Genomic DNA, 19,983 nt, shown 5'->3' with positions numbered 1-19,983 from the left:
TCGCTTCGAATAACTCGATGACCTGCGGTTGCGGGAAACCGCGGGAAACTAGGGAATTTTCGGAGCAACCGCTTGCCGTCCATCACGGTCTATCGGGGCGATCGGAAACACCACATCGCCGATAGCCGGTACCCGGTGACTCAACCGGAATTTCTCACCGGCCCCATCGGCACTGATCGCACGAAGGGCCAATTCCCTATGCGCAGGTACCGGACCATGGCCGCTACGGCCACCCTCGCTCTCGCCCTGGGGGGAGCCGCGCTCGCGGCGCCCGCCGCCCAGGCGGCCCCGACGACCTCGGGCTCTCTCGTCCACGAGGACGGCGAGCTCTGGTACAAGGCCGCCGCGGGACAGAAGAACAATCTGACGGTCTCCGAACAGATCGTCAGCCGTGGGGAATTCGAGTCCTATTACGTCCTCACCTTCCGGGACCAGGGTGACATCACCATCGATCCGGAGGCGGCGAACTGGGACGAGTGCACCTACCCGACCGCGAGCGATCACACCGTCGCCCAGTGCGCGGTGGAAATCCCGCAGAACTCCGACGACTCCGACAACTTCGACGTCGATCTCGGTGACGGCGACGACACCGCGAAGATCGACCCCGATGGTTCGGCCTACGCCGGAATTCACGGTGGCGCCGGCGATGACGTCCTCCGGGGCAGCGCCGCGCCCACGTTCTACGGCGAGGACGGCGACGACAAGATCGACGGTGGTGGCGGGGTCATGGGCTTCGGCGCCTACGGCGGCGACGGCGACGACACCATCACCAACTGCGCGCAGGAATGCCACGGTGACGCCGGGAACGACACCATCACCGGTGGCTCCGAGGACAACGTCCTGCGCGGGGGCACCGGCAAGGACATCCTGCGCGGTGGCAAGGGCGCTGACGCCATCTACGGCGACCAGGACGACGACACGCTGTACGGCGAGGACGGCGACGACACGATCTACGGCAACAGCGGCAACGACGTGCTGTGGGGCGGCCGGGGCAATGACACGCTCTCCGGCGGGCCGGGCAGCAACGAGGTCCACCAGGACTGAGTCCGGGCAGGACCAGGTCACCTGGGGCCGGGGCTTCCGCTGGGAGCCCCGGCCCTTCCCGTCGCCTACTTCCCCCAGATCCTGCGATACGCCTGCCGATAGCCCTCGGAGTCCCACGACAGCGCACCACCGCTGTTCGCGGCGGTGGTGATGTGCACCGAGGGAACGTATCCGCTGGCGGGCTCGTCCGCGAAGGCGCGGTTGAACTCATCGACCATCTGCCAGCCCTGTTCGGTGAGGGGCTCGGGCACCGTGGCCGCCTGGAACCGCTCGCCGTTGACGCGCTGGAAGGCCGACGGGTCGCCGTCCCCCGCGCCGATGTTGAACGGGGCGCCCGCGCCGTCCTTGCCCGCGGCGCGCAGGGCGGCGGCGGTGTGCCGGAAGTACAGGTCGTTGATGGCGGCCGAGTACGTCCACTTGTCCCCGAAGCGGGAGAGCAGGGACCGGACTTCCCCGATGGCGCGCTTGTTGACCTCGGGTATCGGCATGTTCCGGTAGCTCAGCAGCTTGACGTCGGAGCAGGTGGCGAGCTCCTTCTTGATCAGGTCCGACTTACGCTTCGCGAACGGGACCGTGCCGTCGGTGAACAGCACCACGCCCGCGCGGCCGTCCGAGCGGGCGATGATCCAGTCGGCGCTGATCTTCGCGACGTCCTCGACCCGGGTGGTGACGTTGGTGAAGAGATCGGGGCTCCCGTCCGGGCCCGGGGTCGGGGCGGCGTGCCAGCCGATCACCGGAATGCCCGCCGCCTTGGCGTCCTTGATCTCGTCGGCGACGCTGCCGGGGTCGAAACCGGCGATGGCGATGCCGTCCGGCTTGAGGGCGAGCGCCTTCTTGAAGGCGGACCGGTAACCCTCCGGCGTGCCCTGGCCGTTGATGGTGCGGGCGCCCCACCGCAGCAGCGACGCGGCTTCCTGCACGCCCTGGGCGACTCCGGCCGGACCGGGGTTGGAGAGGTCATGGGCGATGAAGACGATGCTCTTGCCGTGACCGGCCGCCTCGGGTCCGGTGGTGGGTCCCTTCCACGGGGCGTCGACGGCCTCCGCCTTCTTGACGGCTCGTTCGGCTCTGGAGAGGACGGTGGGGCAGCCGGGCTTCGCGGAGGTCCGGTGGGTCGTGGTGGAGGCGGCGCCGGGCTCGCAGCCGGCGATGGCCACGGCCAGCAGCGCAGTGGCCGTCAGGGCCGCCTTGCGGGTGGGGTGCACGGGTCTCCTCGCAGGGCACGGAGTGGTACGGAGGGTTCGGGCCGGTGGGCGGGCCGGGGCGGCCCAGGGATGGACCGGGGTGGGCCAGGGGCTGGGAGCAGACAGGGTACGGGTGGCGGCGCCGCGCCGGGCAGCCCCCTTCGCCATCCGCTGCCCCGTCGAGCACAGTCGTGAACAAGCCAGCCCACGCGCCGCCCCCGGCCTCCACCCCATGACCACCGGGCGGCCACCTCCCGGCCACCGGTTGGGCGGTTGGCGGCGCGCCGGGGGATACGTAGATGACCTAAACCCAGCAAACCGTGGAAATTCCGTGGCCGTTGAGAGGCCATCCCTTGCGCGTCCGCGCGCAGGCGGTAGTGTTCACGCCCGGTCCGGCGTGTGGCGCGAATCCATCGCTCGCATTCCGGCCGGAATCGCCTTCGCCGACGTCCCGTTTCCCGGTGTCGGCGATCGGCGGCAACAACACCTCGGTCACCGCTCAGGAGCACATCGAAGGAGGACCTGGGTGTCTGTGGACACGGCGGACCCGCCAGCCGACCAGGAGCCGTCCGGACACGCGCCGCCGCCGAGTTCGGGGTCCCGGCGCACGACGGGCCGCAAGGCGGGTCGTACGACGGGTCGTCAGGCCGGTCGTACGTCGGGTCGTAAGACGGAAGCCCTCGGCGCGCTCCTCGACCGATGGCCGTTCCGGCGGAAGCTCAACGTCCTGGTGATCGTGCCGCTGACGGTCGTCGGCACGCTCCTCGGCCTTGCCGTGAACGGCCAGGTGCAGCAGGCCCTGGACGCCAACCGGATCGCCGAGCGGGTGCGCGACAGCGGCCAGGTGGCCCGGCTGATCAACGACGTGCAGACCGAGCACCGGGAGGCGCTCCTGCTCTCCGTCCAACAGGAGTCGGTCCGCCCCGGGGCCACCCTCCCTTCCACCGCCGACTACCGCCGGGCGCAGCGGGTCACCGATGAGCGGGCCGCCGATGTGCGTTCGGCGTTCGGCTCCGCCCTGCCGAAGGACGAGGCCCAGGCCCTCGACTACGTCCAGCGCCTGAGCGTGTTGCGGGACAAGGTCGAACGGGGCTCGGTGCCCGCCGCCGGCATCGACCCCGCGTATGCCGCAGCCGTCGGCTATCTCATCGACGGCATCGGGCTCGACCACTTCTCCGACAGCCCCTCGTCCTCCGTCATCGAGCTGGTCGACGCCGTGATGCGCGCCGACGCCGCCCACGCGGCCTTCGAGGGCGGGGTGTTCTCCGCCCAGACCCGGGACGCCAACGGCCTCACCGAGTACACCCGCGCGGTCGGCGCCCACCGGGTCTACGAGGAGCAGTCGGAACGTTTCGCCAGGGTCGCCGACCCCGACCAGGTCCTGCGCCTCGACGGCATCGAGCGGAACGCCGAGGAGAACGGCATCGAGGACCGCTTCGCCGAGCTCCAGATCGACCCCAGCTCCCTCCAGGGCCAGTCGCCCCGGCAGCTGCGCACCGCGATGGCCCAGGGCAACCGGCAGGCCGAGGCCCGCCTCGGGATCGCCCGCTCGCTGATCGGCGAGATCGCCGACCGGGCCGACGGCGTCTCCGACGAAGCCCTGTCCAGGGCGCTGGCCCTGCTCGCCCTCGCCGCCCTCGGCTTCGCCGCCTGGCTGACCTTCTCGTTCCTGGTCCGGCGCTCCGTCGTACGCCCCCTGGCGGCCCTCACCGGCGCCGCCCACCAGGTGGTCGAGGTGGCCGACGAGGAACTCGCCAAGGTCGAGGACGACGACACCACCGACACCACCCCGCTGCGGCCCCGCCCGATCCCCGTCCCGGTGCGCGACGAGATCGGCGATCTGGCCGAGGCGTTCAACCAGGTGCAGGTCACCGCCGCGGCGCTGCTGGAGCGGCAGGTGCTCAGCCGCCGCAACGTCGGTGAGATGTTCGGCAACGTCGGCCGCCGGGTCAGCAACCTCACCACCCGCCAGCTCACCCTGATCGACGCCGTCGAACGCGAGGAGACCGCCCCCGACATCCTGGAGCGGCTCTACCGCATCGACCACATCGCCGTACGCCTCCAGCGCAACGCCGACAGCCTGATGCTGCTCGCCGGAATCCGGGAGACCGAGCTGGACGCCCGGCCGACGACGCTGGCCGATGTCATCCGCGCGGCGCTCGGCCAGATCGAGGGGTACCAGCGGGTGTCCCTGCGGTCCGAGACCGAGGCCACCGTCGCGCCCGACATCACCGGCGACCTCACGCTGATGCTGGCGGAGTTGCTGGAGAACGCGGTCTCGTTCTCCCCGTCCGACACCCCTGTCGAGGTCGTCGTCCGGCCCGGCACCGATGTCACGGCGGACGGCGGCGCGCTGATCGAGGTCATCGACCACGGGCTCGGCCTGGCCGCGGAACGCCTCGAGGAGGAGAACGCCCGCCTGGTGCGGCGCGAGCGGCTCGACCTCGTACCGACCAAGGTGCTCGGCCTCTTCGTGGTCGGCAGCCTCGCCCGGCGCTGGGGCATCCGGGTCACGCTGAGCCGTACGCCGGGCGGCGGGGTCACGGGCAGCGTGTGGGTGCCGTCGACGCTGCTGGTGGCGCGGGGAGCGGGGGAGGAGCCGGCGGTCGCGAGGTCGGCTACGGCTACGGCTACGGCTTCGGGGACGGATAGGGGCGCGGCAGGGGCCGGACGGGAGTCCGCGCCCGCGCCTGCCGCCACACCTCCGCCCGTACGGGCCTCCGCCACCGCGCCCGAGCGGCGCCCGGCGGCGCCGGTGACGGAGTCGGGTCTGCCGCGGCGCGTCCCGGCGACGTCCCGTACGAACGCGGAGTCGGCCGGCGCCGCGAAGGAGACGGAGACGGCGAACGCGCCGACCGCCGGGAAGGGGCGGCCCGCCGCGAACGAGCCGAACGCCACACCGGCCGCCGCCCCCGGCTCCCGACCCCTCCGCCGCCGCGTCCGGGGCGCGACGCTCGACAAGACCACCTCACCGGCCGACCGGGCGATCCCAGCGACGCGCCGTCCTGCCGACGCCGACGCGGTCCGCTCCGAACTCGACGAGTTCGAGGCGGCCGTACGCAGGGCGGAGCGGGACAGCGCCGCCACCACCCCGGCCGAAGCCATGCCATCGACACATCAGCGACCCCGGAAGGAGTCGGGCAGTGACCACGCCGACAGATAAGAGCGGTACCGCTGAGCGCGAAGCCACCGATCTGCGAGCCGCCGCGGCCGACTTCACCTGGCTGCTGGACCGATTCGCCACCCAGACCGCCGGTGTCGTCGACGCCATCGCGGTGTCCTCCGACGGTCTGCTGATCGCCGTCTCCCAACTGCGGGAACAGGCCGACTCAGAGCGGCTCGCCGCGATCGTCTCCGGCGTCACCAGCCTCGCCGCCGGTGCCTCCGGCAACTACGGCCTCGGCGACCTCAACAAGGTCATCATCGATCTCGAAGGCGGCCATGTACTGGTGTCGTCCATCGGCTGCGGTGCCGTGCTCGGCGTGGTGACCACGAAGGAGGCGAAGCTGGGCAACATCGCGTATGAGATGACCCTCTTCGCCAACCGGGCCGGGACCGCGCTCACCCCGCAGCTCGTCATGGAGCTGAAGAAGAGCGCCGGATCCGTCGGCTGACGGGTCGCACGGCGCATGGAGGAGGGGGGTCGCGATGGTCGCCGGTGAACCAGTACCGCACGAACCAGTACCGCACGAAGCGGCAGCGCAGGAGGCGGCGGGGCAGGTGGCGGACGACGACGCCCGGGCCGCCCCGGAGCCGCCCGAGCCCGTAGGGCCGACCGAAGCCGCCGAACGGACCGAGCCCGTCGAACGGACCGAGCCCGCCGCCCGCGCCTCCGCCGTCCGCCCGTTCCTGTTGACCGCGGGCAGGGTGTCCGGGAGCGGCGCCGCGCCACCGCTCCCGGTCGAGACCCAGATCGTGGCGACGCCGGACGGGCTGTCCGCCCTGCGGTCGCTCACCTTCGAGCGCCGCGACATCGTCGCCGCCTGCCGACGCCCCCAGTCGGTGGCGGAGCTGGCCGCCCGGCTGCGTCTGCATCTCAACGTGGTCCGGGTCCTCGCGGAGGACCTGTGCGCCGCCGGACATCTGGCGGTCCACGTCCCGAACGCCGGGACCGTCCACGACATCTCCGTACTGCGAAGGGTTATCGATGGTCTCCGTGCCGTCCCCGACTCACGGGGCTCACTCCGCGACAGCGGTTGAAGAACCGCCACTGCCGGTCAAGCTGGTCATCGCCGGTGGCTTCGGGGTCGGCAAGACCACGGCGGTGGGCGCGATCTCCGAGATCCGGCCGCTGACCACGGAGGCGTTGATCACGGAGGTCGCGGCGGGCGTGGACGACCTCACGCACACCCCCGGCAAGACCACCACCACGGTCGCCATGGACTTCGGTGTCATCACGATCGACCCGAAGCTGAAGCTCTATCTGTTCGGCACGCCGGGCCAGGACCGCTTCGGCTTCATGTGGGACGACGTGGTCGAGGGGGCCCTCGGTGGTCTGGTGATCGTGGACACCCGCCGCCTGGACGACTGTTACGCGGCGGTGGACTACTTCGAGCACAAGGACATCCCCTTCGCCGTCGCCATCAACGCCTTCGACGGCGAGGTCCAGCACGATCTGGACGAGGTCCGCTGGGCCCTGGACATCTCCGAACACGTCCCGCTGATCGTCTTCGACGCCCGTGAGACGGGCTCGGTCCGCGACGCGCTCCTGGTCGTCCTCGACGTGGCCCTCTCCCGCGCCCAGTCCGCCGCCGCCCCGGCCTGACAGGACGTATCGGAGGAACGGCCGACGACGCGGACCGAGATCAGCAGACCGAGATCACGGGCCGGGGGCGCCCTCACCCCTCCGTATCCTCGCCCCCGTCCGGCAGTGACCGCAGATGCGTACGGCGCCCGTCCTGGTCCAGGATGCCCAGCGCCTCGGCAGGCCCGCCGTGCGCTCCGAAGGCATGGGGGATCATCGTGGAGAACTCCGCCGCCTGCCCGGTCCCGACGACGATCCTCCGATCCCCCAACACGAGCGTGACGGCCCCGGACAGGACCGTGAACCAGTCCCTGCCCGGATGCACCTTCAGCGCCTCGGCCCCGGTCGGAGCCGGTTTGGTGAGGCGCAGCTTGGCCACGATGACCCCGGGCTGGCGGTTCAGCATCCAGGTGGTCAGCCCGCGCGCCGCGTCATGCTGCGGCCGGATGATCACGTCATCGTCGGCGGTCGACTCCACCAGCTGATCCAGACTGGTCCCCAGGGCCCGCGCTATCGCGCTCAACTGATCGAGACTGATCCGTCGATGCCCCGTCTCGATCCGGCTCAGCGTGGACGGGCTCAGATAGCAGCGGGCGGCCAGATCGTCCAGCGACCAGCCCATGGCCGAACGCAGTCCCCTGATCCGCTTGCGAACCAGGGTGTCGAGAGCGCTGTCCTCTTGCGTCATACGCAAGATGGTATGTCGCTGAGGCAAGACCCACTTACGCTCGAAACATGACGGACCACCACCACGGGCACCATCACCAGCACCACCACCAACACAGCGCCGCCGGGGCGGACGACTCGGGCTGGGCCGAACTCCTGGACCTCGACGCCGAAGTCCTGCACGCCTATCTGTCCGAAGTGACCTCTCAGCTGGCCCAGTTGACGCGGGACCACCCACCCCGCCGCATCCTCGACCTGGGCAGCGGCACCGGCACCGGCACCCTCGCCCTGCTCCAGCGCTTCGAGAACGCCGAGGCGATCGCCGTCGACCGATCCCCTGACCTCCTGGAGCATCTGCGGGGCAAGGCCCGCGCACACGGGGTGGAGGACCGCGTCCGAACCGTCCAGGCCGATCTGGACGACTCGTGGCCGGACTTCGGCCCCGTGGACCTGGTGTGGGCGTCGGCGTCCGTCCACCACCTCACCGACCCCGACCGTGGCTTGCGTGAGATCTTCGAGCGGCTGCGCCCCGGCGGTCTCCTGGCCATGATCGAGATGGCCGGCTTCCCGCGCTTCCTCCCCGAGGACGTCGGCCGAGGGCGGCCCGGCCTGGAAGCCCGCTGTCACGCCGTACAGGCCCAGGAGCACGCCGAGCGGATGCCGGAACTGGGCTCCGACTGGGGCCCTCGCCTCTCCCGCGCCGGATTCGGCAGCGTGACGGAACGCCCCTTCGCCATCGATCTGCGTCCCCCGCTCCCCGAGCCCACCGGCCGCTACGCCCAGGCGTTCCTCCGCCGTATGCGTTCCCATGTGGCGGAGCGCCTGAGCCCCGACGACCTGGCCACCCTCGACCACCTCCTCGACAGCGACGGCCCGGACGGCGTTCTGCGACGCGACGACCTGACCGTCCGCGCCGAGCGCACCCTGTGGGCGGCCCGCCGCCCATGACCCGTCAACGGGCCGGCGGAAGCCCGAGGAAGTCGGCGAGCTGGTCAATCGTGTGGTCGAAGAACTCGTCCGTGGGGTCCACGCTGCCGACGAACTGACCGAACAGCTCGAAGCTCACCATCCCGAACAGCTGCGTCCACACCACGAGGCCGCGGTTGAGCGTCTCCAGCGGCAGATCCGGCGCGATCCGCTCGCCATCCGGCGCGACCTGCTCGCCGAGTGCCCGCAACTGACCGGCCAGCCCTTCGGTCAGGGGCGGGCCTTCGAACGCGGGTGAGGGGTTCGTCTCCCGCAGGATCCTGATCAGGACCATCGGTACGCGCGCCGCCGAGGCGACCGTGTCCTGCGGGGCGGCGTATCCCGGGATCGGTGAACCGTAGATCAGAGCGTACTCATGCGGGTTGGCCCGCGCCCAGTCCCGGACCGCGTGACAGGCCTTGCGCCAGCGCTCCCGCGGCGCGCCCCCCTCCGCGGCCTTCTCCGCCTGCGTGCCCACCGCGTCGTAGGCGTCGATGATCAAGGCGGTGAGCAGCTCGTCCCTGCTGGCGAAGTAGCGGTAGAGGGCCGATGACACCATGCCCAGCTCCCGGGCGACCGAGCGCAACGAGAGTTTCTGGGCGCCATCCACCGCGAGCTGACGCCGGGCCTCGTTCTTGATCTCCTGCGTGAGTTCCGCCCGAGCCCGGTCCCTGGCTGTCCGACTGGCGTTCATGCCGACCAGTGTGCCATGAACGAGAGCGGCGCACGATTCCGAGAGCACTGCTCTTGACTTCTGGGCGGGGTTCGGTGTTCAGTGATCTCAACAGAGAGCACTGCTCTCGCCACTCGAACACTGCTCTCGCACATCGAGAGTGGAAGAGGGATGACATGACCGAGCTCCGCAACCTCAAGCCCGGCACGTTCGACAGGATCTTCAACGGCCTCGCCAAGCGCCTGACGAAGATCGGTATCGGCCTCGCCGGGAGCCAGATCCTGGCCGTGCGCGGCCGCAAGAGCGGCGAGTGGCGCACCACCCCGGTCAACCCGCTCACCCTGCACGGCGAGCGCTACCTCGTCGCCCCGCGCGGCCACACCCAGTGGGTGCGCAACATGCGCGCGGCCGGCGGCGGCGAACTGCGGCTGGGCCGCAGGGTGGAGCCGTTCACCGCGGTCGAGGTGGAGGACGGCGCGAAGCCGGAGATCCTCCGGCTGTACCTGAAGAAGTGGGCGTGGGAGGTCGGCCGCTTCTTCGACGGTGTCGACGCGCATTCGAGCGACGAGAAGCTGCTGGAGATCGCGCCCGGCTTCCCGGTGTTCAGGATCAGCGCGCGGGGATGACCCGCGGGTCGCGCGACCCGTCGGCGACGCGTTCCGCCGACCGCTTTGCCCAACTCGCCCACAACTCGCCCACAACGAAGGGAAACCCCATGTCCAGCACTCGCCCGTCGGCCACACCGAACTCGCACCACCAGTCCCGGCGCACCGCACGCACCACCGCGCTCACGATCGCGCTCGCCGCCGCGGGCGTCGTAGGGATGGCCGCCCCGCAGACCCAAGCCGCGCCCGCGAGGGCCAAGACCGCTCAGGCCGCCCACCACAACGGCCCCTCCACCTGCCGCGGCGAGGGCGTCGACCCCACCGCCCGGATCCGCTACCAGTCCGACGTCATGATCAAGGCGCCGCTGAGCACCGTCTTCGCGCTGCAGACCGACGTGGAGCGCTGGCCGGTCTGGCAGCCCCCCGTCCTCACCATGGAACGCCTCGACCCCGGCCCGCTCCGGAAGGGTTCGCGGTTCCGGTGGACCACCCCGGCGCCCGCCACCCCGACGACCCCCGCCACCACCCTGAACATCACCTCCACCGTCCACCAGCTCAAGCGCGACTCCTGCGTCCGGTGGAGCGGGCCCGCGATCGGCGAAGGGCTGCGCATCGACGAGGGCGTCCATCTGTGGACCTTCACCAGGGTCAGGGGAGGCGTCCGCGTCCACACCGAGGAAACGTGGACGGGCGACCAGGTCGAAGCGGATGTCCCCACCGCGACCGAGGCCCTGGGCCAGGGCCTCGAAGCGTGGCTGAGCGACCTGAAGACCACCGCCGAGGCCGTCAACCGCCATGACCGGCAGCCTCTTTGACTTCACCCATGAGTGGTGAGTAACTGTTCGCCGCACGTCGTACGGCTATGGAGGCGCTCCGTGGGTGAAGCAGAAGTGGCGGACGAGACGAAACCGGAAGGCGCGGAAGCGGAAAGCGCGAAGCCCGAAGGCGCGGAAGCACGCTGCCCGCTCGGGGACTTCCCGTTCGCCACGGAGCACCCCCTCGAACCCCCGAAGGAGTGGGCGGCGCTACGGGCGGAGGGGTGCCCGATCCCTGAGCTGACGCTGCGCTCCACCGGCGCCCGGGTGCGGGTGCTGACCCGGTACGAGGACGTGCACACGATGCTGTCCGATCCTCGCTTCCCCCGGGATGTGAGCGAGGCGGGGCCGGACGGGACCGGTACGGGCGAACGGCACCAGCGCTGGCGGCGCCTGGTGGGCCAGGCGCTCACCGCCAAGCGGGTCGCCGCGCTCCGCCCCCGGATCGTCACCATCGGCCACGCCCTGGTGGACGCCATGGAGGCCGGGCCGATCCCCGCCGACCTCTGGACGGGTTTCGCGTACCCGTTCCCGGCGCGGGTCGTCGGCGCCCTGCTGGGCGTACCGGAAGCGGACTGGGACCGCTTCGCGTACTGGTCGGGCGCCCTGTTCGGCGGGGACCGCTACGGCGAGCGGGAGACCCGCACCGCCCGCGAGGAGCTTCTGGCGTATCTGGGCGAGCATGTGGCCCGGACACGGAGCGCGCCGGGCGACGACCTGCTCAGCAAACTCATCGAGATCACCGACGCCGCCGACCCCCGCCCGCCCGAGGCGGTCCTGGTCCAGATCGCGCGGGGCCTGATGCACGCCGGCCACGAAACCACGTCGAGCGTGATCGGAAAGCTGGTCCCGGTCCTGCTCGACGACCGTTCCCGCTGGCAGCGCCTGCTGGACGACCGCTCGCTGATCCGCCCGGCCGTCGAGGAGCTGCTCCGCTTCGACGTCAACCGTGGTCCGGGCATGCCCCGCTACCTGACGGAGAACGCCCAACTGGGCGGCGAGGTGATCCCGAAGGGCAGTACCACCGTTTCGGTCGTCGCCTCCGCCAACCGCGACGAGCGGATGTTCCCCCACCCCGACCAGCTGGACCTGACCCGCACCCCCAACCGCCACCTCGCCTTCGGCGCCGGCGCCCACTCCTGCATAGGCCAGGCCCTGGCCCGCACCGAACTGCACATCGCCCTGGAGATCCTCCTGGACCGCCTGCCCGAGCTCGCCCTGGCCGTCCCGTCCTCCGAGCTGGCGCGCCGCGCCGGAGTGCTCACGGACAGCTTCGAGCAGGTCCCGGTGGTGTGGTAGCCGTTGCGCGGGGCTAGCGACTGTCGGTCACGCCCAGTCCGCGGCGTACGCCCACGAGGGTCTGCATGCCGATGATGACCCACACGAAGTTCGAAGTCACCGATGGCCAGGCGCCATTGGCGGCCGCCGATACGGCCAGCAGTGCGCCACCGAGCATGTTGATCGACTGGGACGCGCGCGAATCCGGTTCGATCCGCCGACGTGACACCAGGGCGTAGGCCGTGGCGGTGCACAGCGCACCGATCCACCCGGCCGCCGTGGCGACCGGGGGCAGCAACTCCTCCATACCGCCATAGTGGCGGTCGCTACGATACAGATCAATCGAAGTTGTCTTCCCCCGGCATTAAGCTGAACTGAATGGATATCGACGCACGCAAACTGGCCGTGCTGCTGGCCGTCCACCGGGCCGGAGGGGTGCTGGCGGCGGCGGATGTCCTGCGTCTGACACCGTCGGCCGTTTCCCAGCAGATCGCCCGCCTGGAGGCCGCGGTCGGCGTCACCGTTCTGGACCGTCAGCCCCGCGGAGCCGTCCTCACCCAGGCGGGCCGGGTTCTCGCCGAAGCCGCGGAACGCATCGAGTCCGAGTTGACCGACGCCCGCAAGGCGCTGGCGGCGCTGCAGGGGGATGTGACGGGCACGGTCGTCATCAGCGCCTTCAAGACGGTGATCCGCATGCTGCTCGTACCGCTGGTGCACCGGCTGAGCGAGCAGTTCCCCGGTCTGGAACTGCTGATCAGGGAGATGGACGGCGAGAAGGCCCAGCAGGAGCTGCGGTCGGGTGCGGTCGACCTGATCGTTCTGGAGGCCGAGACCCCCCTCGGACACCGGGCCGCGCGCGGCACCCGCGATGTGCCGGTGCTCGAGGAACCGTGGGTGGTGATCATGCCCGCGGCGACGCCGGTCCCGGTCAGTACGGCGGATCTGGAGCACCTCACCTGGCTCGGGGTCGACCCGGACGCGGCCGCCCACAGCGCCACCGAACAGGCCCGGCACGGCCTGAAGGCCGCGCCCCCGGTCCACAGCTACTACGACTACGACGTCGCGCTCTCGCTGGTGTCGGGAGGTCTGGGCATCGCGATCGTGCCCGCCTTGGCGGTGCTGGGCGTACTGCCCGACGGCGTAAAGGCGGTGTCCCTGCCCGGCCTGGGGACCCGCCGCCTGATCGCCCGGCACCGCACCACCCGCTCCGAGCCCCGCAAGGAAGTCCTCACCGTCCTCGACGCCATCATCGCGTCCGCCGCCGAGCTCGACACCAATGTGTAGTCAGCCGCCGAAGGGCCAGAAAAGGGCGGTGATGCCGCCGATCCCCATGACACCGAGGGCGGTTCCGACAATGGCGGTCCACAGGCGCCCGACCCCGCGGCGGGCATGGTGCACACCCATGGCTCCGAGCGCGATGGCGAGCGGCCCGGCGATGATCGTCCACGGAAGGGTGACGAGCACGAGCGCGGGCACCCATGTGCCCACGGCGGAGAACAGGCCGAGAACAAGCGCGGTGGGGCCCAGCGCGACGGCGGGCGAGTCACTTCGGGCGGACACGGTCGACTCGGACATGACCTGCTCCCCTGTGGGATGGGTTCCCGTTCAGTACTGATCGTACCGACGGGGGTACGGCTGACCGATGGCGGGCGTGGCTCGCCGGTTCCGCGAGGGCCGGACCCGTTTGGCGGTGCCGCGGACGTGCCGGTCAGCCTTCACTCGACCACCCAGAAATCGTCCCCGAAGCGGACATCGTCGTGACGGGGCTACGGCTCCCGTACGACGTCGGCGATGACGGTGGTGACCATCTTGCGGACGGCCACGGCGTCCGGCGGCGCGGCTTCGCGGTCCGCGAAGAGCAGGTGCCCGGCCCCGATCACCGTGGGTGCGAGCGCGTCGATGTCGGCGTCGGCCGCGATGCGTCCCCGGTCCCGCTCGGCGGTGAGGTAGGAGGCGATCATGGCGGTGGCTTCCGTCAGGAGCGGCAGGCCGGTCGGCGTGGTCTCGCGGAGGCGGGCGCGTAGCTCGTCCCGCGAGATGACGAGGCTGACGAGGCCCACGGCGACCGACTCGAACAGGGTCGTCAGCGCGTCGGCGAGGTGGCCGGCGACGGTACCGGTCCCGGCGGCGTCGCGCAGGGCGGCGGTCTGGTGGTCGAGCCGGGCGATGCGGTCCCGTACGAGCTCGGCGAGGAAGGCGTCGAAGTCGGCGAAGTGCCGGTGCAGGACGCCCTTCGCACAGCCCGCCTCCGTGGTGACGGCCCGGCTGGTCAGCGCGCTCGGCCCGGCCCGGAGCAGGACTCGCTCGGCGGCCTGGAACAACTGCTCGCGTACGTCACGCATGGCCACCCCTGTCGGCACCGTGCGTCCCTCCCTCACCTTGCTCGTGAACCCACCCGGTTGACGAGTGGGCAAGTGCCCACTCATAGTGGGCGCATGCCCACTTTACCGTTCTCCGGGAACGAGCCCCATCAACATCGGCAGATGGCGGAGTCGTTCGGCACGGATGCCGAACGCTACGACCAGGCCCGGCCCCGCTACCCCCAGGCCATGGTGGACCGGATCGCCACCGGCGGCCCCGGCCCCGACGTCCTCGACGTCGGCTGTGGCACCGGTATCGCGGCCCGGCAGTTCCAGCGGACCGGCCGTACGGTGCTCGGTGTCGAGCCGGACGCCCGGATGGCCGACGTGGCGCGGCGGCTCGGGACGGAGGTCGAGGTCGCGACGTTCGAAGCCTGGGATCCGGCCGGTCGGGAATTCGATGCCGTGATCGCGGGCCAGGCGTGGCACTGGATCGACCCGGTCGCAGGGGCGGCCAAAGCCGCCCGGGTACTGCGGCCCGGCGCCCGGCTGGCCGCGTTCTGGAACGTGTTCCGGCTCCCGGCCGATCTGGCGGAAGCCCTCGCCACGGTCTGCCGACGGGTGATGCCCGACGCGCCGTTCGACTTCCGGGCGGTGACGCGGGGCGGCCCGGACGTGTATCAGCCGATCCTCGCCAAGGCCGCCGACGGGATACGGGAGGCGGGCGCGTTCGGCGAACCGGAACAGTGGGGGTTCGACTGGGAGTGGACCTACACCCGGGACGCCTGGCTCGAGCAGATCCCCACTCAGGGCGCCTTCACCCGGCTCCCTCCGGCCGAGCTGGCGGAGGTGCTGGAGGGCGTGGGCGCGGCCATCGACGCGATGGGCGGCAGCTTCACGATGCCGTACACGACAGTGGTGATCACGGCGACCCGAACGGCCGTCAGCTGACCCGGTCGAGCGGGAGGATGGACCTTCGGAGCCAACCGCTCACTCCGCGAAGGCGGAGTGAGTCATCGTGGACGCGGTGACGCCGAGCCGTTTGCGGGCGGGCTCCAGACCGTCATCAACGAGGCCCGGGCCGCTCCACTCGACGAGGAGGGAGCAGGGCCGATCGTCCAGTCTCCGCAGGGTGAGGGAGACCGGTCGGCGCTTCGGGCGGGCCGGCTCCGACAGGTCCTTCATGGGGGAATCCGCGGAGTCCCTCAGAGTGAAGGTCACCGGCACCTCTCCCGCCAATGCCAGGGTCACCTTGACGGCGCCTCCGGCGCAGCCGTCGGCCTTGATCGTGCCGCTCCAGCCCCGAATGGAACGGCCATGGAGGGTTGCCGGCAGCCAGACCGACGCCCTGGACAGGACGTCCTTCCGTAATCGGTCCGCCGCGCGCTCCAGATCCGTGGCGGCCGGTTCGCCGCCCATGATCACGGTCAGATTGCCGCCGACCTCGTTGTCTTTGACCGATTGATAGCGTTTGCCCCACACGGCACGTCCCCCATGCTGAAGAATCGGCATTGTCATGCTACGGAACTGATGGGGGACAGTGATGGGAATGACGGTAATGCGTGTAGTGGCAGCAGCCGGGTCCGTTGTGGTGGCGGCGGCCGTGAACGTGGCCACCGGAATGCTGACACAGAACTGGACGGCAGCGTGGTGGGCCGCTACGGCCGTGCTTGTAACTCTGGCTGCCGCCTTCGCGGTATGGCAGACGAGCCTCGACGGCGCGGGCGCCCGGCGCCTCCAGCAACTCCGGGGTGTCGAGAGCCGCTCGGCCCGGCAGCTGATGAACGGGCCCGGCGTGCAGGTCGTGCGCGACTCGACGTTCGAGGGAGACGTGACTCAACGCCAGGACGGCTGAAGCGACGGGGCCGCCCCCCGGCAGGCGATGGGTGGGTGAGGCGGCCGCGGTCGTTCCTACGAGCGCAGGTGGGCCGTCAGCCCGTCGGTGACGGGGTACTCCCGCTCCTGAGGCAGCCTCTGGGCCGCGGATTCCACGTCGCCTCGACCGACGAGCGCGTGGATCTCCTGGGCGAGCGGGGTCACGTCGCTGATGGAGACCGTCCACTCGTCGGCGTAGCGGCGTACGGCCTCACCGGAGAGCCCGAGTTGCAGTGAGCGGTAGGGCAGGGCCCGGAGGCGCAGATCGCGCTCGGGGTCCCACTGGACGCGGGCCGGTGCACGCTTCACCTGGCGTCGCCAGGTGCTGAGGTCGGGGTGCAGCCCACGTACGTAACTCGACAGGCACGCGTTGCGCAGCGCCCACTCGAAGCCCGTGCGAGTGATCTCGACGGCGAGTACGGTCTCCTGCCCCGGCTTTGTGCCCCAGCCGCAGCGGTACATCATCCAGAGGAACGACGGCTTGATCCACGTCATTCGGTCCCGCTTCCACGCGGCGGGGAAATGCCCCTGCCGAACCGCGGGCAGGCCGATCTCCGGCGGGTACGCCTGGTAAACAGTGATCGTGGATGCCGTGTGGAGCGCACGGATCCTGCGTTGCGCTTCGTTCATGGCGTACAGCGTGAAGCCGCGCGATTCCCCTTGGCCATTCATTTTCGAATACCGGCCTTCGCTTACGGACTTCCTCCGACCTGCTCGCCGCGAGACCTCGGCTCGGACACCTCGGCACGCACCGGCCCCAGTTGCGGTCGCTTGGCGGTGCGGCCGTCGCCGGAGGAGCGGCCGCGGAGGCGGCGGGTGAGCCAGGGGCCGAGGAAGGCGGCGGTCCAGCGGAGTTCGTCGGTGGCGGCGCGCCATCCGGTGGGTGCGGGCACCGCCGGCGGGGGCAGGGGGTGGCTCCAGGTGTCGTCGGCGCCGGGGAGGCCGAGGGTGTGGGCGAGGGCGGCGGCGATGCGCTGGTGGCCGAGGGAGCTGGCGTGGAGGCGATCGGGGCTCCACAGCCGGGGGTCGGTGACGACGGGGTGGTGGCCGGTTTCGGCGACGGTGACGCCGTGGCGCCGGGCGGCTTCGCGGACGCGCTCGTTCAGAGCGATGACGCGCCGGGTGAGGGGACGCGCCAGGGGGCTGATGCGGGCGGGGTCGGGGAAGGTGAGCGTGGCGACGTGGGCGCCTTGCGCGGTGAGCGCGGCGAACATCGCCTCCAGGTGGTGGGCGACGTGGTCGGCGTCGAAGCGGGGGCGGAGGAAGTCGTTGACCCCGGCGACGACGGTGGCCAGGTCGGGGCGGAGGGCCAGGGCGGGCGCGAGCTGCTCCGCGTGGACCTGCGCGGCCAGGCGACCCCGTACGGCGAGATTGGCGTACGCGAGGCCGGGGTTGGCGTGGGCGAGGTGCTCGGCGAGGCGGTCGGCGAACCCGCGCAGACCCGTGACGTCGTCCCCGTCGCCCAGGCCCTCGGTCTGGCTGTCGCCCAGTGCGACGTAGCGGTTGTACGGCGCGTCAGTGTCGGGCACGGCTGTGCTGCCTCTCTCGCAGGACGGTGATCGTGCGCTCGCACCAGTCGCGGTTGCCCTGTTCGAGGGCCAGGCCGCGCAGACATGTCAGATACGGGCCGATGCGGTGGCCGTGGCGCAGGAACTCCTCCTCCGTACGGTCACCGCGCATCTTGCGCAGCAGCTTGCCGAACAGTTGGATCTTGGCCTCGGCGAAGGTGGCACGCTCGGTGAGCTGGGCGATCAGGGTCTCCTTGTCGACGTGGTCGGCGGCCTGGACCTTGACGAGCAGGTCGTCGCGGATGAAGGTCGGCTTGGCGAACGCCGCCGTGAACTCCTCCAGCTCCGCCAGCCCGGCATCGGTCACATGGAACAACCGCTTGGTGGGGCGGGTCTCCTGGACCACGGCCCGGCCCGCGATGAGCCCGTCCTTCTCCAGGCGGGTCAGCTCGGCGTAGAGCTGCTGCGGCTGGGCGTGCCAGAAGTTGGCCACGCCGATGTCGAACGCCTTGGTCAGCTGGTATCCGCTGAGCTCCCCATCGAGCAGTGCCGCCAGCACGGCGTGCCGCAGGGCCATCGGACCGCCTCCTTCATGTCTCCGTGCCTCTGCATGTCCCGCATGCCTCTGTGTCTCTGCATGCCCCTGCATGCATCTGTCGCCGGACACGCCACCATGATAGTCATGAAAGTGACTACTCGCATCCATGACTATGAAAGAAGGCGGATGTGCGATGACCACTGCCGACCGTTTCCGTACCGCCATCGACAACCGGGACCTCGCGGCCCTGGACGACCTGTTCACCGAGGACATCCGCGTCTACAGCCCCGTCAAGTTCACCCCCTTCGAGGGCAAGCCGATGGTGCTGGGCCTCTTCGAGGTCCTGCTGCGCACCTTCCAGGACTTCCGGTACATCGGCGACCACACCGGCACCGCGCAGACCAGCACCGACGGCACGTCCGCCCAGTCGGCGGTGCTGCTCTTCCGTGCCCGGGTCGGCGACAAGGAGATCCACGGCATCGATCTGCTGCACTTCGCCGACGACGGCCGCATCAAGGAGTTCACCGTCATGGTCCGCCCCCAGTCCGCCGTCCACGCCCTGGGCGAAGCGGTCCTCGCCGGCCTGGTCGAAGACGGCCTCGCACCGGCACCGACGCCCTCCGGCCAGTAGCGAGGCCGGGCAGCCGGCCGAAGCGGCGGAGGCTCCTGGGCGTCGATGCGATCGTCCTGGGGGTTGGTGAACGTGAAGTCGTCGGCGTAAAGGGGGAGGGCCGCCTCGCGGTCCTGCGACCGGTATTAACGGAACGCTGCCTCAACGACGCTTGGCGGGTCCTCGTTCATTCGACCTCCAAGGTCCTCGTTCATTCGACCTCCAAGATCGGACGGCTTGCTCTGACGCCGGTCGCCGTAAGGTGCCTCAGCTTGGCCTCATCCGCACTGCCGGGCACGGCAGTCAAGATCACGATCTTGAACTCGGAATCACCGTCGGTCAGGACGTCGCAGTCCACGTCGACGGGGCCCACCTCGGGGTGCTCGACCGTCTTGCGGTCCTCGCGGTGTGCGGCCACCGTGCCGCTCGCCCACAGCCGGGCGAATGTTGGGCTGCCCGTCGTGAGCGCCTGGATCAGCTCCGCCAGGCGCGCGTCATGGGGGAAGCGGCCGGTGGCGCGGCGCAGGTCGGACACGATGGCGAGATCTGAGTCGTCGCCGTTCCGCGTGATAACCGGCCACGCGGCGATGCGTACGGGGTCGGAGCCGATCGGGAACCTCTCGCGGGCGAAGTTGCGCAGTGCCGGTGGCGACGCCGACGGGTCGCCGAGAAGCGCCGCCCACCCGGCGTTCCACCAGATCATCTGCCAGTCCGCGGCGAATACGGCGACCGCGACGTCCCCGAGACGATGCAGTACGCGATGAACGCCCGGCGGGATGCGATCCGGGATCCGATCGTCATACGGAGGGGCCAGCCCGGCCATGCGGTAGAGGTGGTCACGCTCGGCGGTGGTCAGTCGCAGGGCGCGCGTCAGGGATGCGACGACCTGGGCCGAAGGTGCCGTGGCCCGCCCCTGCTCCAGGCGCACCACATAGTCGACGGAGACACCGGCGCGTTCGGCGAGTTCCTCACGGCGCAGCCCGGTCGCGCGGCGTGCCCGGCCCGTCGGCAGCCCCACGGCCGACGGAGACAGCCGCTCCCGCCAGGCGCGGATGGTCGAGCCCAGTCCGACTCCCTCTTTCGTCGCCATACCGGCCATCCTGCCCCTTCCCCTCCCCATTCTGGTACTGCCGTTCCTACGGTCGAAGCTTCCCTGGTACGGCCTCGGCGCCGCGCG

Annotated in this window: 24 protein-coding genes; 13 read left to right on the top strand and 11 right to left on the bottom strand. The window is 70.7% G+C overall.

Annotated elements, in window-relative coordinates; translation table 11 throughout:
- Window positions 1-216: 216 nt before the first annotated feature.
- Window positions 217-1,044 carry a calcium-binding protein gene (locus ACMTAK_RS20130; protein WP_413807509.1) on the top strand — a complete coding sequence of 276 codons (828 nt, stop codon included), beginning with the start codon at window positions 217-219 and terminating at the stop codon, window positions 1,042-1,044.
- A gap of 65 nt (window positions 1,045-1,109) precedes the next feature.
- Here ACMTAK_RS20130 and ACMTAK_RS20125 read toward each other — a convergent pair whose 3' ends face one another.
- Window positions 1,110-2,249, bottom strand: coding sequence for a substrate-binding domain-containing protein (locus tag ACMTAK_RS20125; protein WP_413807508.1), 1,140 nt, complete (start codon window positions 2,247-2,249; stop codon window positions 1,110-1,112).
- 505 nt (window positions 2,250-2,754) lie between these two features.
- Here ACMTAK_RS20125 and ACMTAK_RS20120 point away from each other — a divergent pair.
- The 4 genes from ACMTAK_RS20120 to ACMTAK_RS20105 all read left to right on the top strand — a co-directional run bounded on the left by ACMTAK_RS20120 (window position 2,755) and on the right by ACMTAK_RS20105 (window position 6,993).
- The gene (locus ACMTAK_RS20120; protein ID WP_413807507.1) at window positions 2,755-5,391 is read left to right on the top strand and encodes an ATP-binding protein; all 2,637 of its coding nucleotides are present in this window, start codon (window positions 2,755-2,757) and stop codon (window positions 5,389-5,391) included.
- Window positions 5,372-5,842, top strand: coding sequence for a roadblock/LC7 domain-containing protein (locus ACMTAK_RS20115; RefSeq protein ID WP_020868862.1), 471 nt, complete (start codon window positions 5,372-5,374; stop codon window positions 5,840-5,842). Before ACMTAK_RS20120 ends, ACMTAK_RS20115 begins: the two co-directional genes overlap by 20 nt.
- 106 nt (window positions 5,843-5,948) lie before the next feature.
- Entirely contained in the window at window positions 5,949-6,428 is a 480-nt protein-coding gene (locus tag ACMTAK_RS20110; RefSeq protein WP_413807506.1) for a DUF742 domain-containing protein, read from the top strand.
- Complete coding sequence (locus ACMTAK_RS20105; RefSeq protein WP_201855067.1) at window positions 6,376-6,993, top strand: GTP-binding protein; 618 nt, start codon at window positions 6,376-6,378, stop codon at window positions 6,991-6,993. The genes ACMTAK_RS20110 and ACMTAK_RS20105 overlap by 53 nt, the downstream gene beginning before the upstream one ends.
- 73 nt (window positions 6,994-7,066) lie before the next feature.
- On the opposite strand, the gene ACMTAK_RS20100 is transcribed toward ACMTAK_RS20105, so the two are convergent.
- Window positions 7,067-7,660, bottom strand: a complete 594-nt coding sequence (locus ACMTAK_RS20100) for a helix-turn-helix domain-containing protein (RefSeq protein WP_413807505.1) — start codon at window positions 7,658-7,660, stop codon at window positions 7,067-7,069.
- 47 nt (window positions 7,661-7,707) lie between these two features.
- Between ACMTAK_RS20100 and ACMTAK_RS20095 the strand changes: the two genes are divergently transcribed.
- Window positions 7,708-8,586 carry a class I SAM-dependent methyltransferase gene (locus ACMTAK_RS20095; RefSeq protein WP_413807504.1) on the top strand — a complete coding sequence of 293 codons (879 nt, stop codon included), beginning with the start codon at window positions 7,708-7,710 and terminating at the stop codon, window positions 8,584-8,586.
- 4 nt (window positions 8,587-8,590) lie between these two features.
- Here the strand turns inward: ACMTAK_RS20095 and ACMTAK_RS20090 are convergent, their stop codons facing one another.
- Window positions 8,591-9,298 carry a TetR/AcrR family transcriptional regulator gene (locus ACMTAK_RS20090; protein ID WP_413807503.1) on the bottom strand — a complete coding sequence of 236 codons (708 nt, stop codon included), beginning with the start codon at window positions 9,296-9,298 and terminating at the stop codon, window positions 8,591-8,593.
- 155 nt (window positions 9,299-9,453) lie between these two features.
- On the opposite strand from ACMTAK_RS20090, the gene ACMTAK_RS20085 reads away from it, so the two are divergent.
- The 3 genes from ACMTAK_RS20085 (at window position 9,454) to ACMTAK_RS20075 (ending at window position 11,996) form a co-directional block, all read left to right on the top strand.
- Window positions 9,454-9,903 carry a nitroreductase family deazaflavin-dependent oxidoreductase gene (locus tag ACMTAK_RS20085; RefSeq protein ID WP_413807502.1) on the top strand — a complete coding sequence of 150 codons (450 nt, stop codon included), beginning with the start codon at window positions 9,454-9,456 and terminating at the stop codon, window positions 9,901-9,903.
- Window positions 9,904-9,992: 89 nt separating this feature from the next.
- Window positions 9,993-10,697 (top strand): SRPBCC family protein, encoded by a 705-nt coding sequence (locus ACMTAK_RS20080; RefSeq protein ID WP_413807501.1) that lies wholly within the window; start codon window positions 9,993-9,995, stop codon window positions 10,695-10,697.
- Between the two features lie 60 nt (window positions 10,698-10,757).
- Window positions 10,758-11,996 (top strand): cytochrome P450, encoded by a 1,239-nt coding sequence (locus tag ACMTAK_RS20075; RefSeq protein ID WP_413807500.1) that lies wholly within the window; start codon window positions 10,758-10,760, stop codon window positions 11,994-11,996.
- Window positions 11,997-12,009: 13 nt separating this feature from the next.
- On the opposite strand, the gene ACMTAK_RS20070 is transcribed toward ACMTAK_RS20075, so the two are convergent.
- Window positions 12,010-12,282 carry a CBU_0592 family membrane protein gene (locus tag ACMTAK_RS20070; RefSeq protein WP_413807499.1) on the bottom strand — a complete coding sequence of 91 codons (273 nt, stop codon included), beginning with the start codon at window positions 12,280-12,282 and terminating at the stop codon, window positions 12,010-12,012.
- Between the two features lie 71 nt (window positions 12,283-12,353).
- On the opposite strand from ACMTAK_RS20070, the gene ACMTAK_RS20065 reads away from it, so the two are divergent.
- Window positions 12,354-13,259, top strand: coding sequence for a LysR family transcriptional regulator (locus ACMTAK_RS20065; RefSeq protein ID WP_413807498.1), 906 nt, complete (start codon window positions 12,354-12,356; stop codon window positions 13,257-13,259).
- Here ACMTAK_RS20065 and ACMTAK_RS20060 read toward each other — a convergent pair whose 3' ends face one another.
- Window positions 13,260-13,550, bottom strand: a complete 291-nt coding sequence (locus ACMTAK_RS20060; protein WP_413807497.1) for a hypothetical protein — start codon at window positions 13,548-13,550, stop codon at window positions 13,260-13,262. It lies immediately after the preceding gene.
- Between the two features lie 191 nt (window positions 13,551-13,741).
- Window positions 13,742-14,335, bottom strand: coding sequence for a TetR/AcrR family transcriptional regulator (locus ACMTAK_RS20055; protein WP_413807496.1), 594 nt, complete (start codon window positions 14,333-14,335; stop codon window positions 13,742-13,744).
- A 75-nt stretch (window positions 14,336-14,410) separates the two neighbouring features.
- Between ACMTAK_RS20055 and ACMTAK_RS20050 the strand changes: the two genes are divergently transcribed.
- Window positions 14,411-15,226: a class I SAM-dependent methyltransferase gene (locus tag ACMTAK_RS20050; RefSeq protein ID WP_413807495.1), complete on the top strand. Its 816-nt coding sequence runs from the start codon at window positions 14,411-14,413 to the stop codon at window positions 15,224-15,226.
- A 39-nt stretch (window positions 15,227-15,265) separates the two neighbouring features.
- On the opposite strand, the gene ACMTAK_RS20045 is transcribed toward ACMTAK_RS20050, so the two are convergent.
- Window positions 15,266-15,892 (bottom strand): hypothetical protein, encoded by a 627-nt coding sequence (locus ACMTAK_RS20045; protein ID WP_413807494.1) that lies wholly within the window; start codon window positions 15,890-15,892, stop codon window positions 15,266-15,268.
- Between ACMTAK_RS20045 and ACMTAK_RS20040 the strand changes: the two genes are divergently transcribed.
- A complete protein-coding gene (locus ACMTAK_RS20040) occupies window positions 15,879-16,130 on the top strand; it encodes a hypothetical protein (protein WP_413807493.1) in 252 nt (83 codons plus the stop codon). The two genes, ACMTAK_RS20045 and ACMTAK_RS20040, sit on opposite strands and share 14 nt — an antisense overlap.
- A gap of 56 nt (window positions 16,131-16,186) precedes the next feature.
- Here the strand turns inward: ACMTAK_RS20040 and ACMTAK_RS20035 are convergent, their stop codons facing one another.
- The 3 genes from ACMTAK_RS20035 to ACMTAK_RS20025 form a co-directional block, all read right to left on the bottom strand.
- On the bottom strand, window positions 16,187-16,780 hold the full coding sequence (locus ACMTAK_RS20035; RefSeq protein ID WP_413807492.1) for a DUF4291 domain-containing protein: 594 nt from the start codon (window positions 16,778-16,780) through the stop codon (window positions 16,187-16,189).
- 62 nt (window positions 16,781-16,842) lie between these two features.
- A complete protein-coding gene (locus ACMTAK_RS20030) occupies window positions 16,843-17,679 on the bottom strand; it encodes an SGNH/GDSL hydrolase family protein (protein ID WP_413807491.1) in 837 nt (278 codons plus the stop codon).
- A complete protein-coding gene (locus tag ACMTAK_RS20025; RefSeq protein WP_413807490.1) occupies window positions 17,666-18,235 on the bottom strand; it encodes a PadR family transcriptional regulator in 570 nt (189 codons plus the stop codon). The genes ACMTAK_RS20030 and ACMTAK_RS20025 overlap by 14 nt, the downstream gene beginning before the upstream one ends.
- A gap of 154 nt (window positions 18,236-18,389) precedes the next feature.
- Between ACMTAK_RS20025 and ACMTAK_RS20020 the strand changes: the two genes are divergently transcribed.
- Window positions 18,390-18,827 (top strand): nuclear transport factor 2 family protein, encoded by a 438-nt coding sequence (locus ACMTAK_RS20020; protein WP_413807489.1) that lies wholly within the window; start codon window positions 18,390-18,392, stop codon window positions 18,825-18,827.
- A 190-nt stretch (window positions 18,828-19,017) separates the two neighbouring features.
- Here ACMTAK_RS20020 and ACMTAK_RS20015 read toward each other — a convergent pair whose 3' ends face one another.
- Window positions 19,018-19,905 carry a helix-turn-helix transcriptional regulator gene (locus tag ACMTAK_RS20015; RefSeq protein WP_413807488.1) on the bottom strand — a complete coding sequence of 296 codons (888 nt, stop codon included), beginning with the start codon at window positions 19,903-19,905 and terminating at the stop codon, window positions 19,018-19,020.
- Window positions 19,906-19,983 lie beyond the last annotated feature (78 nt).

The sequence above is a fragment of the Streptomyces lacaronensis genome, assembly GCF_047337785.1.
Lineage (GTDB): Bacteria > Actinomycetota > Actinomycetes > Streptomycetales > Streptomycetaceae > Streptomyces > Streptomyces lycopersici.
The sequence above is the reverse complement of the archived record's forward strand: the minus strand, read 5'-3'. Positions and strand labels throughout refer to the sequence as shown.

What these genes read in the sequence shown, in the direction of transcription:
- ACMTAK_RS20090 (WP_413807503.1), bottom strand. Translation starts at nt 9,298, where the DNA reads ATGAACGCCAGTCGGACAGCCAGGGACCGGGCTCGGGCGGAACTCACG.
- ACMTAK_RS20095 (WP_413807504.1), top strand. Translation starts at nt 7,708, where the DNA reads ATGACGGACCACCACCACGGGCACCATCACCAGCACCACCACCAACAC.
- ACMTAK_RS20080 (WP_413807501.1), top strand. Translation starts at nt 9,993, where the DNA reads ATGTCCAGCACTCGCCCGTCGGCCACACCGAACTCGCACCACCAGTCC.
- ACMTAK_RS20050 (WP_413807495.1), top strand. Translation starts at nt 14,411, where the DNA reads ATGCCCACTTTACCGTTCTCCGGGAACGAGCCCCATCAACATCGGCAG.
- ACMTAK_RS20065 (WP_413807498.1), top strand. Translation starts at nt 12,354, where the DNA reads ATGGATATCGACGCACGCAAACTGGCCGTGCTGCTGGCCGTCCACCGG.
- ACMTAK_RS20015 (WP_413807488.1), bottom strand. Translation starts at nt 19,905, where the DNA reads ATGGCCGGTATGGCGACGAAAGAGGGAGTCGGACTGGGCTCGACCATC.
- ACMTAK_RS20070 (WP_413807499.1), bottom strand. Translation starts at nt 12,282, where the DNA reads ATGGAGGAGTTGCTGCCCCCGGTCGCCACGGCGGCCGGGTGGATCGGT.
- ACMTAK_RS20035 (WP_413807492.1), bottom strand. Translation starts at nt 16,780, where the DNA reads ATGAACGAAGCGCAACGCAGGATCCGTGCGCTCCACACGGCATCCACG.
- ACMTAK_RS20020 (WP_413807489.1), top strand. Translation starts at nt 18,390, where the DNA reads ATGACCACTGCCGACCGTTTCCGTACCGCCATCGACAACCGGGACCTC.
- ACMTAK_RS20025 (WP_413807490.1), bottom strand. Translation starts at nt 18,235, where the DNA reads ATGGCCCTGCGGCACGCCGTGCTGGCGGCACTGCTCGATGGGGAGCTC.
- ACMTAK_RS20085 (WP_413807502.1), top strand. Translation starts at nt 9,454, where the DNA reads ATGACCGAGCTCCGCAACCTCAAGCCCGGCACGTTCGACAGGATCTTC.
- ACMTAK_RS20130 (WP_413807509.1), top strand. Translation starts at nt 217, where the DNA reads ATGGCCGCTACGGCCACCCTCGCTCTCGCCCTGGGGGGAGCCGCGCTC.
- ACMTAK_RS20105 (WP_201855067.1), top strand. Translation starts at nt 6,376, where the DNA reads ATGGTCTCCGTGCCGTCCCCGACTCACGGGGCTCACTCCGCGACAGCG.
- ACMTAK_RS20100 (WP_413807505.1), bottom strand. Translation starts at nt 7,660, where the DNA reads ATGACGCAAGAGGACAGCGCTCTCGACACCCTGGTTCGCAAGCGGATC.
- ACMTAK_RS20060 (WP_413807497.1), bottom strand. Translation starts at nt 13,550, where the DNA reads ATGTCCGAGTCGACCGTGTCCGCCCGAAGTGACTCGCCCGCCGTCGCG.